General features: G+C 64.1%; 10 protein-coding genes and 2 tRNA genes. 4 read left to right on the top strand and 8 right to left on the bottom strand.

Annotated elements, in window-relative coordinates; genetic code table 11:
• Window positions 1–30 precede the first annotated feature (30 nt).
• The 7 genes from AC1DVI_RS16310 to glmU form a co-directional block, all read right to left on the bottom strand.
• A complete protein-coding gene (locus tag AC1DVI_RS16310; RefSeq protein ID WP_476958852.1) occupies window positions 31–1,692 on the bottom strand; it encodes a hypothetical protein in 1,662 nt (553 codons plus the stop codon).
• On the bottom strand, window positions 1,683–3,356 hold the full coding sequence (locus tag AC1DVI_RS16315; protein ID WP_476958853.1) for a TnsD family Tn7-like transposition protein: 1,674 nt from the start codon (window positions 3,354–3,356) through the stop codon (window positions 1,683–1,685). The genes AC1DVI_RS16310 and AC1DVI_RS16315 overlap by 10 nt, the downstream gene beginning before the upstream one ends.
• 12 nt (window positions 3,357–3,368) lie before the next feature.
• Window positions 3,369–5,015, bottom strand: a complete 1,647-nt coding sequence (locus AC1DVI_RS16320) for an ATP-binding protein (RefSeq protein WP_476958854.1) — start codon at window positions 5,013–5,015, stop codon at window positions 3,369–3,371.
• On the bottom strand, window positions 4,996–7,164 hold the full coding sequence (locus AC1DVI_RS16325; RefSeq protein ID WP_476958855.1) for a Mu transposase C-terminal domain-containing protein: 2,169 nt from the start codon (window positions 7,162–7,164) through the stop codon (window positions 4,996–4,998). Before AC1DVI_RS16325 ends, AC1DVI_RS16320 begins: the two co-directional genes overlap by 20 nt.
• Entirely contained in the window at window positions 7,161–8,000 is an 840-nt protein-coding gene (locus tag AC1DVI_RS16330; protein ID WP_476958856.1) for a TnsA endonuclease N-terminal domain-containing protein, read from the bottom strand. The genes AC1DVI_RS16325 and AC1DVI_RS16330 overlap by 4 nt, the downstream gene beginning before the upstream one ends.
• Before the next feature lie 156 nt (window positions 8,001–8,156).
• Entirely contained in the window at window positions 8,157–9,983 is a 1,827-nt protein-coding gene (gene glmS, locus AC1DVI_RS16335; RefSeq protein WP_476958857.1) for a glutamine--fructose-6-phosphate transaminase (isomerizing), read from the bottom strand.
• Window positions 9,984–10,040: 57 nt separating this feature from the next.
• Window positions 10,041–11,396: a bifunctional UDP-N-acetylglucosamine diphosphorylase/glucosamine-1-phosphate N-acetyltransferase GlmU gene (glmU, locus tag AC1DVI_RS16340; protein ID WP_149163469.1), complete on the bottom strand. Its 1,356-nt coding sequence runs from the start codon at window positions 11,394–11,396 to the stop codon at window positions 10,041–10,043.
• A gap of 326 nt (window positions 11,397–11,722) precedes the next feature.
• Between glmU and AC1DVI_RS16345 the strand changes: the two genes are divergently transcribed.
• Window positions 11,723–12,403, top strand: a complete 681-nt coding sequence (locus AC1DVI_RS16345) for an HAD-IA family hydrolase (protein ID WP_476958858.1) — start codon at window positions 11,723–11,725, stop codon at window positions 12,401–12,403.
• Between the two features lie 145 nt (window positions 12,404–12,548).
• Entirely contained in the window at window positions 12,549–12,827 is a 279-nt protein-coding gene (locus AC1DVI_RS16350; RefSeq protein ID WP_200475224.1) for a hypothetical protein, read from the top strand.
• A 4-nt stretch (window positions 12,828–12,831) separates the two neighbouring features.
• Here AC1DVI_RS16350 and AC1DVI_RS16355 read toward each other — a convergent pair whose 3' ends face one another.
• Window positions 12,832–13,740, bottom strand: a complete 909-nt coding sequence (locus tag AC1DVI_RS16355) for a DUF3108 domain-containing protein (RefSeq protein ID WP_476958859.1) — start codon at window positions 13,738–13,740, stop codon at window positions 12,832–12,834.
• 165 nt (window positions 13,741–13,905) lie between these two features.
• Between AC1DVI_RS16355 and AC1DVI_RS16360 the strand changes: the two genes are divergently transcribed.
• Together AC1DVI_RS16360 and AC1DVI_RS16365 are read left to right on the top strand one after the other, a co-directional pair.
• Window positions 13,906–13,980: transfer RNA gene (locus tag AC1DVI_RS16360), tRNA-Val, on the top strand.
• A 132-nt stretch (window positions 13,981–14,112) separates the two neighbouring features.
• Window positions 14,113–14,187 (top strand) — tRNA-Val (locus tag AC1DVI_RS16365).
• Window positions 14,188–14,413: the final 226 nt, after the last annotated feature.

Raw genomic sequence — 14,413 nt, forward strand, 5'->3', positions numbered from 1 at the left:
ACACAGCGGCTGCAGCCTGCCAGGAGGAGGCTACATCGTTCTCGATGCTTCTGTTTCGAGCCCGAACCGTTCCGCCAACCGCATTGCCCAGGACTTCCAATAAGCCTTCTGATCAATCCGCTCACGATGCCGTAGAACTCGTGGCAGGCGGATGCATTCACAAACGTCTGCAAGCGAAGCTGAGTTGCTTTCATGCCAGCGTCCGTGGTGATCTACTAAACAATCGAGCAGAGCTTTGATGTGTTCTTCCATTTCTCGGAACTGTAAGGAACGTGTGTAGCGCAATACCATTGAGGATAAGGAAACCCCGCCGGCGTGATCGACGTCCATCAGCACCAGCGGCGGGGAGGCCGGTGGCCAAAGTACGGCAATCAGGCAGGGGCGGCGATGATGACCAGTCACCGAGATGGTACGACCGCGTTTCAGCGCGCAAAGCGACATCGCCATTTTCACCGTCGGCAGCATCTTGGCCATGATGTGGAGCGCGCCGATCAGAGGTTCCAGTTCGCCCAAGTAGTCGGGATCGGCGGGTTCGAGCAGTTGAAACTCGATGGGTGGCAGTGTGGCTCCTGCTTCCTCCTCGCCGACGCTTGCCGCAACGCGAACTCGGCGACGGGCGACGACCTCGGGTGGCGGCTTGCGATCACCGGTCCCTGACTCGTCGCCGTCATCATCGGAGGAGCATGTCGGTTCCTTGGCGGTGTTCTCGGCCACCTTGCTGATCTCGATCTCGCGGTCGAAGCTGCTGAATTTCGACATCACTGGTAGCGCAGATTGGTGTGCATCAATGCGGCTACCAGTTGCGCGGTCGTCCACGACGTAATCACGGACTTCCCTAACCGGAGGCGGTTCGTCAGTGTCTTCCTGGCGCCCAGTCAGGTTTTTGGGACGAAAACTGACAGCTTTACGCATTGACGGGTGGGAGTAGTGCAGGACGTCGCATGGATGGCGCTTGCCGGTGATGTGCAGGATTTCCAGCACCAGCGCTGTATTTCCATCACGCTCCCATCGCACGGTCCAGGTGGAGTTCAACAGCGGTGGTGGATGAAAGCTGACGTATTCTTTTCCCTTCGACAAGTTAGCCACGCTGTCCCATGAGCGACGAGCGTCCGGGTTGACTGCGGTCCAAGCGAATTCAGCGACGAAGGGCCGTGTCAGAATTTTGACCGGCATTTTGTCGTTAAAATGGAGATGCAGATCCGAATGGAAACCCGGCAACTCCGGTCGGCAGAGTTCCGTCAAGCCAGTGGAATGCATCAAGGCATTCGCCATGGTCTTGTTGTGCACGAACAGGCTTCGGATCAGTTCGATGATTGGAACCAATACCTCAATGCCGTTCAGTCGATAGCGGAGCAGGCGCTGAACCTTACGTGTGCGCCCCTTTACTGGGAACAGGTCGGGTGGGATGCACTCGGCGGATACCTCTTCGCCATCTGCGACGTTCGGAATACGAAACTGGACGACATCGCCATGAAGCGCCAGACTGGTCGGATCGCCACCCGAATAGCACCTGCCCAGTGGCAGCACGGACAGCAGGCCGATGGGTAATAGGTGCGTGACCACGTTATCCGATTCGATTCCACGGGTAGCGGCGCGGACCTGCCACCCCTTTTCCGTGTCATCCACGAGTCCAGCCAGCCAGATTAATTCCAGGTCTTCGCCTATCTTCTCGAATGCGTCGATTAACGGCATGGCGTAATAGGTCCATTCTGGGGAGTGGTGGCAAGAGCCTGTCGGACCGCAGCTGATACACGAGTCGGCAGTCTGGCGAGACGGTGGACCTTCCAGGCCGGCGCCAATCCCTCCGACCGCTCAAGGACCTCCTTAGCCCAGGCGATGCGACGCAGTTGAAAGGCCTCGACACTTTCTGTGTTCGACGCTAGCACGGCTAGCGTCTCAGGCAGCTTGGCCCGGCGCTTTCCTACCCAGCCGGGACGGCCGAGGCGTCGTTCCAGTTCAGCGAGCGTGACCCTTACCGGCGGCACCAGGGAGACAATAGCTTCGGCGGCTTCACGCAGGGCGGTGGCGAGGTCGTGGTCGGCGGCCGCCCAGTCCACGCGGGCAACTGGGAGCGTGCGCGAAGCGCTCGCCGGCGAATGGGCGTCCAGCCACGCTCGGTCGTGACGGTAGAGCCACGTGTGTTCAGCTGGCAGACGGTGTGCAAGCGCCTTGCGGCCAAGCTGCGGCTCTTTGCGCTGAAGATCCAGCCAGCGTTCTCGAACCACCGGCGCCGTATCACCCTTTGCCGCAGCGCGCGGCCGGAGCAATGGGCGCCATGGAGTGTCAATGCCGAGTCTCGCGGCGTGCAGGCGAACGGTGTTCGTGTCCACATTCAAAGCCCGTGCGGTCGCACGCAAGCCTTCCTTTTGGCTCACCAGATCACGCAGTCGATTGATGAATTCGGTGGTCGCTACGACCCGCCGGGGAGTGGGGTGCGCCACTTTGGGCGCGGGGTCGGATCGGTCGAGCAACATTCCGAACAGGATGTGGTGCAGCGGGTGGAAGGCATGGCGATGCTTGCGCACGATGGACGCCAGCCAGGTGGTGTCCTCCAACTCCGGCAAAGCCGAGCACGCTGGCGCGAACACGGTGGCGAAGACGTCGTGCAGATGCCGCTGGTCGACGCGCCCGTTGGCAGAGGCGAAACGGCGGTCAATCAGGGCGTGGCGGTAGCGGGCGGTCAGGTCGGCCGGGTTCATGCCCCACCGCCGACCATTGAGAAGGGCGGCGCTGCGCCGGGCAATGTCCAGCAGAATAGCCCGACATTTGTGGTCATCCGCCCACACCGGCGATGCAGATCCTGATCTGCAGTTCCGATCATCTGCGGCGACGAACTCGTGCTGGTGCCCGTGCACGGGGACCACGCTGCTGTCCGCCAAGGGCATCCCATGGTCAGGGCAGACCAGCACTCCGGGAAGCTGATGGGCGCGGCGCCAGAAACGTTCACCCCAACGGGTGAGTGCATCGGCGTGACAGGCCGGGCAGTAGCGCAATGCGGTGGCAGCGGAAACCGTGGTAGTCGCGATCCCGAGGCGCAGGTGGATGCCATCGGCCCTGCCATGGATCAAGGCAGCAAGGACATCGGTGACGACCATCGGCGGCTGGAATGCAACGTAGTAGGGGAAGAGCGTGAACTCGGCGGCAAGCCTCTCCGGCGTGAGATCTCGGTCGGGTGGTACATGACGGCTCAGCGCGCCGAGATGTCCCGGCAGGTCCACCGTCGCTCTTACATTCCGGCTTCCAAAAAGATCCTCCAGCGTCCCCTTGGGACTGACCGAGCAGGTGTGGCGGTGATAGCGGGCCAGAAGGCTGTAAAGCAGTTCGTCGGGATAAGGTGCCGGAAAATAGGGAAGCATCGCCGACGCTCCTCAGGCTGCGATGTCCTGCAGCGGCGGCTTGACGGCACCTGCTGCCAAAAGCGCATCGTAGCCGGTTGCCCCCGCTGACCTTGCGGTGGAGACGATCACACGCAGGTCGGCAGGGTCGATAGGACGAGCGGGCGTGGCGGCCTTCTGCTGGTTGCGGCGGGGCTTTACCGGCTTTACCTCAGGCCCGCGCTCGCGGAGTTTTGCGGCGATCGTCGCGACCAGGTCGAGAGGACTGAGGCCCGGGTTTTCGGCTTTCGCTTGGGTCAGCAGAACTTGGGCGATGTCACGGGCCAGGCCGAGTCCTTCCAGGGAGATCAGAACGGCTTCGCTTCCATCCTGAGCGGGGGAAATGGGCGGAGGTTCCGGCAGCTCCGCCGTTGGCTTGGCGGGCGTGGGCGTCAGTCGGACTGTCGCTGTTTGGAAGGCTTGGAATACGTAGTCGTCCAAGGGCCGGAGGTCGTCGTACTTTTCCAGGGCGGCACGGTCGTTCTGCCTCAACGCCGCGATCATCGGTGCCAGCAAGCGAAACGCGTCGGCGGCCACGTGTTTGAAGAGGCCGACGGCCAACCGCTCGCTCTTATCCCGTCCGGTGACGGCATTGAGTTGAATGACCTGAAGCTGCGCCAGCATGTAAAGCTTGACGACCAGGTCGACGATGCCTTGGCTTTCCTCGTACAGCACGCGGCGGAGATCGTCCGTCAGTGGTGTCGGCTCGCGTGTCCACTGATAGCGCCACATCTGGTCGATGAAATGGTTCCAGGTCGCGTCCTCGGCGTGCCGTTCCCAGATCAGGCTGCCGAGACCGCTGGCCCTGCGTGCTTCCCGGAAGGCGCTTTGCAGTAGCGGCATAGCGGCCGGGGTGCCGACGATCATCACCGGGATGCCGATGGTGTTCACCAAGGCCACTAGGAAGGTCAGCAAGTCGTCCCGGCCAGTGCCGCGTGCGCGCACGAGATGCTGGATCTCGTCGATGACCAGGAGGCCAAGGGCATGCCGATCGGCCACTTCCGCCATGTGGACGACCATGGTGTCGATGGACAGGCGGCTGGAGCCGTAGCGGGCTGTGTTGCGGGTGTGGAGCAACTTGTCCATTTCGTGGAAGAAGCTGATGCAGAGCTGCTTCACCGATCCCTTGTGCGGGCATTCCAGTTTCAGCCAGACCACCTGCTCCAGGCTGAACGGCTCCTGGTGATGGATGACCTTTGGATAGAGATGCAGGATGCGCTCGACGCTTCTGGTCTTGCCGATGCCGGAGCAGCCGATCAGGGCGAACCCCGATGCGGTGGTTTCGACGGGATGGATGGTGGCGGACAGGTCCTTTTTCAGCACACGCTCATAGTCGTTGTGCAGCCGGTACAGGTAGTCGGTGGTGTTGGGGTTGCGGCCGACGTAACCCTGCCGGATGAGTGCCGAAAGCCGGACTTCCAGCTGTAGATGACGTTCGAGGGGTACGAAGTAGCGCCCCAACCGTTGTAGGCAGTGGCAGCGAAGGTGGGCCGGGTATTGCCTTTCTTCTTCGCGATGGAGCGGCAACTGCGTCAGGTTCCGCAGGGCATCGGGAATCGATAGAACCGGCGGTAGCCGGTTTATGAAAGGGTTGTCCCGGTATTCCGGCAGCTCAGGAAGGTCAGCGTCGTCCCTGGTCATCTTCACCTCCGTCTCCTAACCGGTTCAGGATGTCTGCGATGCTCGGGAAGCTGTAATCCTCATCGGCGGGCGGGTTTGGTGTGAATGGGACCACCTTGCCTCCGCGCTCTTCGCTTGCCTCCGGACCGAAGCGGAACGCCTCACGGTCCTGGTTCAATCGACGTTCGTCTCGTCGGTTGTCCCTGATGCCTTTGATCTTTTGGCGGTCGGTTTCCAGAACGGCAGAGGACGCCGCTTTCAAGGCTTGGGCCTCGGCGACGACGTCTTCGATCACATCCGTCAGATTGATTCGCCCGCCGAGAGCCTGGGGCTGCTGTCCCCGGTCGATGCGACGGTCCTCCTGACGCATCTGGTCGATCTCCCACAGCGTCTTCCCCTGGTAGGGACGGCTTCGGTCGGTCAGGTTGCACGCGAGGAAGCGCGCCGGGTTGGTTCCGTCGTGTACGTAGATTTCGTCCAGGCAACGCGGTTCGTACGAGACCCGGACAGCCCAGGTACCCCGTTGGCGCGCCCGCTCGAACCAGTGATCCTCGATCGCCTTTCGGCAGCTGAAGAAGCAGCCGTAGAAGCGGATACCCTGCGCCGTGACGGTCGCCTCGCCAGACGGCAGCAAGCTCAGCTTTACGAGGTCCGGCGGGAAGGACCGCAACGTTCCGCTTCGCCGCGCCGTCCCCCACTCCCACAGATCAATGGCAACCGCCGGCACGCCATCGGCGATCATTTCCGGCAGCTTGTCGTAGCCCCGAATCACATGGTGATTGTTGTAGTAGAGGATGCAGTGAATAATGATCCGCGTGAATTGATCAATGTCCAGTAGTCCGTCAAGGCGGTAATCCCGTCCGCCGCGCTCCTGGAAATCCTCCGCGATATAGCCGGGCGTGTAGGCCTTGAATTTGGCTGGCAACATGCGGAACCGCTGTTCGACGATGCCCTTCCAATCTGCCCGGTACGGAGCGGCGTTTTCGACATGAACGCTGAGCGTATTGATCAGCGTGTCGATCATGTTGCCGGCGACTTCGCCACGGTCACCGAGCAGGACGTCCGGCAGATAATGGCAAGGCCAATCGGAGTCGGTAATTTCCACACCGAACTCTCGGCAATAGGCGACCTTCTCCGTGGCGGCGTTGGTCAGCGCCATCATGGCGCCGACCCAGGACGGACCCTCAAACCCGATGTACACGCCGACGATCATGCGGCTGAAGACATCGATGACGATGTAGACCACCGGCCGACCGACGATCCTGTTCCGATTCAGCCGGGACACGAGGTATACGTCACCGATGGTCGCGTCGATCTGGTATCGAGACCCGGGACCGATGGTCTCCCTGGTCGAAGAACTCAGCAACGCTCGGCAATCCTTGTCGTAGACGCGTGGCGTCCGGCGAATGCGCTCGATCTGAAAGACGTCGTTGTCCTTGACGTACCAGTAGCGGAACTGACGGGGGCTGGGAATGCGGGCTCCCGGAACAAGCATCTGTCGCCCCGTTGCCTCGTCGATCACCGAGTCGGAATAATGGAGCCGGATCAGGTCTTCGTAGGCACCGCTGAGGTCGAGTTCCCTGTTCGTTGCAAAGCGGCGGGTGATGACGGCTCGAAAGAGGCTCCGCACATCGGCATCGATGACAAGATTTCCGAATCCGTTCGAGACCAACTTGAGCTTTGTTTGTTCGGTGATTGCCCTCTCTTTCCCAGGTGCGCCGCACTTCGCATAGTCGGGGAGCAGGGCGTTTCGTGTCATTCCCCGCTGCCAGTACCGTCGGAGTAGACGATACAGGGTCTGGTTGGTAACGCCGCTGGCAACCATGACGCGGCGGATCGCTCTGCCGCGCGATCGTGTGACGAAGATGGCCGGCTGGTCCTTCACCAAAGGCTCGATCAGCGTCCAGGCGGCATCCCGTTTTGTCTTGTGGTCGTCCGGGATTCCGGTTTCCGACACGGGGGCGAGCCAGGGGTCATCATCGCGGACCAGGAGCGCATTCTGATCGATAAGTGCCTGGACATCGGTCATCTCCCGAAAGACCGGCAAGGCGGTCGCGGCTTCCACCTCGATTACGAATAGGCCGCGGCCCATAGGGTCGATCCACAGAACACGTTCGGTTCGCTGATCGGCGGTGGAGGTGAGTAGTTGGTTGACCAGGGGCCATGTCATCCTGCGGCCCTCCCCAGTTCAGGGGACACCTCACGGAAGCGCTGCAAGGACGCGGTGTCGTCCAAGGGCTCCGACATGTTGCAGCTGATCGCCTTGATGGCCAGCAGGTGCCGAATCAGCATCAGGCACGTTCCAGGTGGCATGGCCAGATAGGTGTCCATAGCACCGCAGAAATGGCGCAAGGGTTGGTCCGCTGGCCACCCCTCGACCTCCCTCACGACCAGTGCCGCCTTCTCGGCGAGATAGCCGGAGTGGGGTTGGCTGAGATCGTCCAGCGAGCGGAAGTTATGAACCCAGGCCACGTTGCGGATGATCATGGTGGGAATGTCTCGCTCCGTGACGATGCCCCAACCCACACCGCGTTCCGACCAGTAGCGGCGCTCGATCTCCAGCTTTTCGATGGTTCGCGGCTTATCCAGCTGATCGGCCGGTTTAACGGCGCGCGCCAGCGTGACGAACCGTCCTTCGCGGACGACGTCGACCACAATGTCGGTGGTCATTACCAACGGCGTCTTGGTGGCGGTATCCACCGGATGCTTGATGCCGAGTTGCTCGGCGATTCGCCGTGTGGTCGGCCGGTCGAGCGGGAACTGTTCGCGGATGTCGCGCACCGACTCCGACCAGTCGAACAGGTAGAACAGGCCGCATTCGATGTCCGACAGGAGATGATGGATGCGTCCCGTCGTCCATCCCCGCAGCCGGTGGGAGCGCCCCATCGACGGGACGTCCTGAATGGTGAGCCAGGGCTTGTAGGACGCTCCGGTTCCTTCGCCGCGCCCTTCCTTTTGGAAGCGGGCGATCTTGTCCTCGTCGAAGGAGTACCGTTTCCGGGCCATGGTGCCTCCGGGGGCGGCTACCTCTTTCGAGGGTACGCCGCTCCCGGCAGAGCACAAGCTGGATTAGGATGAGACTTTATGCGTCACGATGACACATTCAGGTTCAGGATGAGACATTAGCGTCCGCAGACAGGGACCTTGTTCGACCGGGCCGCCTTACTCGACGGTGACCGACTTGGCGAGGTTGCGCGGCTGGTCGACGTCGGTGCCCTTCAGCACGGCGACGTGGTAGGCCAGCAGCTGGACCGGGATGGCGTAGAGCAGCGGGGCGACCAGCGGGTCGCAGGCCGGAAGCTCCAGCGACCAGCGGACCTTGTCGGACAGCTTGTCGATACCCTTCTTGTCGGCGATCAGCAGCACCTTGCCCGACCGCGCGCAGACCTCCTGCACGTTGGACACGGTCTTTTCGAACAGGTTGTCCGATGGCACCAGGACGATCACCGGCACACTCTCGTCGATCAGCGCGATGGGGCCGTGCTTCAGTTCACCCGCCGCGTAACCTTCGGCGTGGATGTAGCTGATTTCCTTCAGCTTCAGCGCGCCTTCCAAAGCCAGCGGGTACATCGCGCCGCGGCCCAGATAGAGCACGTCGCGGGCCTCCGCGACCTCCTGCGCCAGCTCGTGCAGGCGTTCGTCGTGGGCCAGCACGTCGGCGGCGCGGGCCGGCACCTCGCGCAGCGCCTGGGCGATCTGCTGCATCCGCTCCGCCGGGATGACGCCGCGGGCGTGGCCGACGGTAACCGCCAGACAGGCCAGCGTGGTCAGCTGGGTCGTGAAGGCCTTGGTCGAGGCGACGCCGATCTCCGGACCGGCCATGGTGTAGAGCACCGCGTCGGACTCCCGGGCGATGGTGCTTTCCGGCACGTTGACGATGGACAGGATCTTCTGGCCCTGGCGCTTGCAGTAGCGCAACGCCTCCAGCGTATCCAGCGTCTCGCCCGACTGGCTGATGAACAGCGCCACGCCGCCCTCGGGCATCGGCGCCTCGCGGTAGCGGAACTCCGAGGCGATGTCGACCTCGACCGGCAGGCGGGCCAGCGTCTCGAACCAGTACTTGGCCACCACGCCGGCGTAGTAGGCGGTGCCGCAGGCGACGATGGTCAGCTTCGTCGCCTTGGCGATGTCGAAGCTGGTCTCCGGCAGGGTGACGCGGCCGGTTTCCGGGTTGATGTAGGCGTTCAGCGTGTCGCCGATGACCTGCGGCTGCTCGTAGATCTCCTTGAGCATGTAGTGCCGGTAGCCGTCCTTGCCGATCAGCGCGCCGGACAGCGCGGTGGTCTTGACCGGGCGTTCGACCACCGCGTCGCGGGCGTCGTGGATCACGGCGGCGGTGCGGGTCAGCTCCACCCAGTCGCCGTCCTCCAGATAGCAGATGCGGTTGGTCAGCGGCGCCAGCGCGAAGGCGTCGGAGGCGAAATACATTTCCCCCTCGCCATAGCCGACGGCCAGCGGCGTGCCGTGACGGGCGCCGATCAGCATGTCCTCCTGTCCGGAGAACAGCAGCACCAGCGAGAAGGCGCCGGTGAAGCGCTTGAAGGAGGCGGCGGCGGCCTCGACCGGACCCAGCCCTTCCTTCTCCATGTAATAGGTGACGAGGTGGGCGATCACCTCGGTGTCGGTGGCGCTTTCGAAGACGTAGCCGTGGTCGATCAGCTCGGCCTTCAGCTCCTGGTAATTCTCGATGATGCCGTTGTGCACCACGGCCACGCGGTGGGTGGCGTGCGGGTGGGCGTTGTTCTCGGTCGGGCCGCCGTGGGTCGCCCAGCGGGTGTGGCCGATGCCGATCACGCCCGGCAGCGGCGCCTCGCGCAGCTTGGCGTCGAGGTTGATCAGCTTGCCCTCGGCGCGGCGGCGCTCGATGCCGCCCTTGACCAGCGTGGCGACGCCGGCGCTGTCGTAACCACGGTATTCGAGGCGGCGGAGACCCTCGACGAGACGGGGGGCCGCGTCATGCGTGCCGATGATGCCGATGATGCCACACATGAACCTGCAACTCCTGAATGATGGCCGGGGCCGGGTGAACGGTCAACCGGGGCAATATTACGCCTTTTTCGCTTTCTCGTTTTGCTTCCGTTCGCGGAAACGCTTGGCCCAGCCGGTGTAAGCCTGCTGGCGCCCGCGCGCCACGACCAGCGCGTCGCCCTCCACGTCGGTGGTGACCACGCTGCCCGCCCCGACGATCGCGCCGTCGCCCACCCTGACCGGAGCCACCAGCGCGGTGTTGGAGCCGATGAAGGCCCCGGCGCCGATGTCGGTGTGGCTCTTGGCGTAGCCGTCGTAGTTGCAGGTGATGGTCCCCGCGCCGATGTTGGCCTTCGCCCCCACCCGCGCGTCGCCGATGTAGGTCAGGTGGTTGACCTTGGCGCCGGCCTCGATCTTCGCGTTCTTGATCTCGACGAAGTTGCCGATGTGGGCATCCGGGCCGATCTCCGCCCCCGGGCGCAGGCGGGCGTAGGGGCCGACCTGGGCGCCGCTGTCGACGCGGACCTGCTCCAGATGGCTGAAGGCCTTGATTTCCACCCGGTCGGCGACGACCACGCCGGGGCCGAACACCACATGCGGGCCGACGATCACGTCGCGGCCGAGGCGGGTGTCCACGCAGAAGGTGACGCTGTCCGGGTCGGTCAGGGTGGCACCGTTGTCCATGGCGGCCTTGCGCAGGCGGCGCTGGATCAGCGTTTCCACCTCCGACAGTTCGGCGCGGGAGTTGACGCCGACGACCTCCGCCGGGGCGGCCTCGACCACCGCGCAGGCCATGCCGTTGCTGCGGGCGATCTGCACCACGTCGGTGAGATAGTATTCGCTCTTGGCGTTGCTGTTGCCGATGCGGCTGATGAGGTCGAACATCCGCGACCCGTCGAAGGCCATCAGCCCGGCGTTGCACAGTGTGACCTGGCGCTCCTCCTCCGAGGCGTCGAGATACTCGACGATCTTTTCCAGTCCGCCGCGGGCGTTCAGGATCAGGCGGCCGTAGGCGCCGGGATCGTCGGGGCGCATGCCCAGGACGACCACCGCCGGGTCGCTCGGCTGGCGCCGCGCGGCGACCATGGCGCGCAGCGTGTCCGGCGTGACCAGCGGCGTGTCGCCGTAGAGCACCACCACGTCACCGTCGAAGCCTTCCAGCAGGCCGAAGGCGGCGCGCACGGCGTCGGCGGTGCCGCGCTGCTCGTGCTGGACGGCGGTGGGGTAGGGGGCGACGGCGTCGGCCACATTGTCCATGCCGGGGCCGACCACCACGACCACATGGTCGGGGTCGAGCGCCCTCACCGCGGACAGCACATGGCCGACCATCGGTTGGCCGGCGACGCGGTGCAGGACCTTTGGCAGGTCCGACTTCATGCGGGTGCCTTTGCCGGCGGCGAGAATGACGCAGGCGAGCGGGCGGTGCTGAGTCATCGGATATCCCTGCAGTATTGGAAACGGGTTATGGCAAACGGGTGGAAAAGCGTGCGCATCAAAATCCGGGCAAACGGTCCGTCCTCAAGCGCAAACGGTCCGTCCCCAAGCATTGAGTGCCACATCCGGCGCCAGGACCCCAAGTCAACTTTTGTGTCAATCTGACATACACAAAACGCGGCCCGAGGGTGTACGCACGCCGCGCCAGTGGCGCCGAAGGGCCTATGCCGGGAGTGGATCGCCGGAACAAGGGGTCGCCGCCGGGGGTGGGTCGTGCTATCGAACGGGGTGCCGCTCACCTTTGGGCTATCACGGAACCCACGCCGATGTCCGCCATGTCCGCCACCATTCCTTTCTCCGCGGTCGTCTTCGACCTGGACGGCACGCTGATCGACAGCGCGCGGGACATGACCCGCGTCCTGAATCGCACCCTGTCCCGCTTCGCGCGGCCCGCCCTGACCGAGGAGCAGGTGCGCGGCATGGTGGGCGACGGGTCGGCCGCCCTCGTCCGCCACGCCTTCGCGGCGACCGGCGACGCCCTGACCGACGCGGCGTTGCAGCCGGCCCTCGACGACTATCTCGACGCCTATTTCCACGATGACGAACCTCCGACGCTCTATCCCGGTGTGCCGGAAACCTTGGCGGGGCTGGCGGACAGCGGCGTCAAGCTGGGCCTGTGCACCAACAAGCCGGAGCGGATCACCCGGAAGCTGCTGGACACTCTGGACCTGTTGCCCTTGTTCGGCGCGCTGGCCGGCGGCGACACGCTGCCGGTGAAGAAGCCGGACGGGCGTCATCTGTCCTGGGTGGTCGAGGCGCTGGGCGGCGGCAACGCCGCGATGGTGGGAGACAACCGCAACGACGTGAAGGCCGCCCGCGCCGCCGGGGTGCCGGTGGTGGCGATGACCTACGGTTATCCCCGCATGCCGGTGCAGGAGCTGGGCGCCGACATCCTGCTCGACCGCATTGCCGACCTGCCGGACGCCCTGCGGCGGCTGGGCGCCTGAGTGGCCGACCGCGATGCCACGTCCAGCGAGGGCTTCGCCGTAGGTCTCCTTCTTGTCATGGTTAACGAGAGATTAACGGTGGCTAACGAAAGGTAAATGTAGTTGGATGGGTGCATCGAATGGTGGTGAGCGAAGGAGACACCCGATGGCCCAGATCCTTGCCTTCCCCGGTAAGACCCAGACCGGCAACACCCTCTCCGCCGACGTTCTGTCCATCGAAGGCCACACCGCCAACTTTACCCCGGCCAACAGCCAGATCGATTCGGCCACCGCCGATTTCGACCGGATGATGGCCCACCACAGCGACCTCCAGCGCAAGATGGCCGAGTTCAACCGCCTGTGCGAACAGGCGCTGGCCGAGCGGCCCATGGCCGAGTTGCTGTACCATCCCACCGCCTGCAGCGGCAGCGTCGGGCGCGCCTGATCCGTCAACGAAGCGGTGACGGCACCGGCTCGGCGGGACGTTCCGCCGTCTGGTCGGTCTTGCGGGCGGCGGTGAGGTGGACGACGACCCCGCCGAATCCGCTGTCGGTCTCCAGCCGGACGGGCAGGGGCGGGCCGGACCCCTCCACCGGAGCGATCCACAGATCAACGGGCGGACGCTCCTCCCGGCCTCCGCCGCGCTGCCAGAAGGGTTGGCGCGGCGTGCGCTCGTAGCCGGCGATCGGCTTGTGGGACACCCGGCATTGCCGCGCCGCGCCTGAGAACACCGAATGGCGCGACGCTCCGATCATGGTCATTCCCCGGTCCGTAAAGATCATGTCGTATCGGCGGCGCCCATCATAAATGGGCACGGTGCGCTGGCATCCCTCGCCGTGAAGCCCGGCCAGCATCATGTCCACGACTCCGCTCAACGGATCGCGACTCTGCCGGGTGAGGTCCTCGGGGACGCGGTCGCGGTCCTCCTCCTCCGGGGGTGGGGACACCTGCGTGCGAACGCGGCCGTCCGGGCCGTAATCCAAGGTGACGGTGCGCGGGGAACCGCGCAGGACGCCGGACTGTGTATGGCGGATCGGAGCGACGCCGTCGGGCCGCACCGTGCCGACGCTGAGCGATCGGGTTTCCCAAGGAAACAGACGCCCCAGAAAGCCGTCCGTCGCGGCGTCGACCTGGACGCTGTAGCGGCCCTCGGTCAGGGTCAACTCCGCCCGCGCGTCGAGCACGGCCACGCCGCCGACATGGACGCGGTAATCCAACTGCCAGCGTTGCGCATGCGCGGGCAGGGGGAACAGCCCGGCGAACGCCGCGCACATTGCTCCTGCGATGAGGCCGGCAACGACGGCGGCCGAGGGAGGCTTGGCGGGACGTTGGGCGGGAAGCGCGGTCCGGTGCGTCATGTCCATTGGCTCATCGGGGGCTCCGGTTGGAAGGGCTTCTTTGATATTGGTGTGAAACAGGTGCTTGACAGGAGGGGGCGGGGCCTTTAGAAACCCGCCTCACCGCAGCGGCGGCAACGACGCGACAGCGAAACGAGCCTGATGCCGACGCGGTTTTACTGGGATGGGCGCATAGCTCAGCGGGAGAGCACACCCTTCACACGGGTGGGGTCGTAGGTTCAATCCCTACTGCGCCCACCATCCCAAAGTCCGGTGGTTCATGGGCTTTGCGGATGGTACCATCCCCTCCACCACAAGGGCCGGTCAGGATCGGGGTCCGTCGGGCCTCGCATTGTCGTCTCTGTGGTGCGTCAGCGGTTGTTTCTTTGGGATGGGCGCATAGCTCAGCGGGAGAGCACACCCTTCACACGGGTGGGGTCGTAGGTTCAATCCCTACTGCGCCCACCATCCCAAACACCGCCTCTTCTCCCAGACATCGTTGGAATTCGCCAGTAATGGGTCATCGCGCCGGTTGCGTGGCCCTGTGCTTGGACGCAACACCACAAAATACCCTTGTCCAATCGCGCGTGCCTTTTTGAGACGAACGCCACCGCAGTTGATTCAGATCAGCTACAGCCCGTGGGGTTTTCGTCTATCGCTTCCAACATCCGATTTGCTCAATCATCTGGAAGCA

It is taken from the genome of Azospirillum sp. P4_B5 (assembly GCF_056402275.1).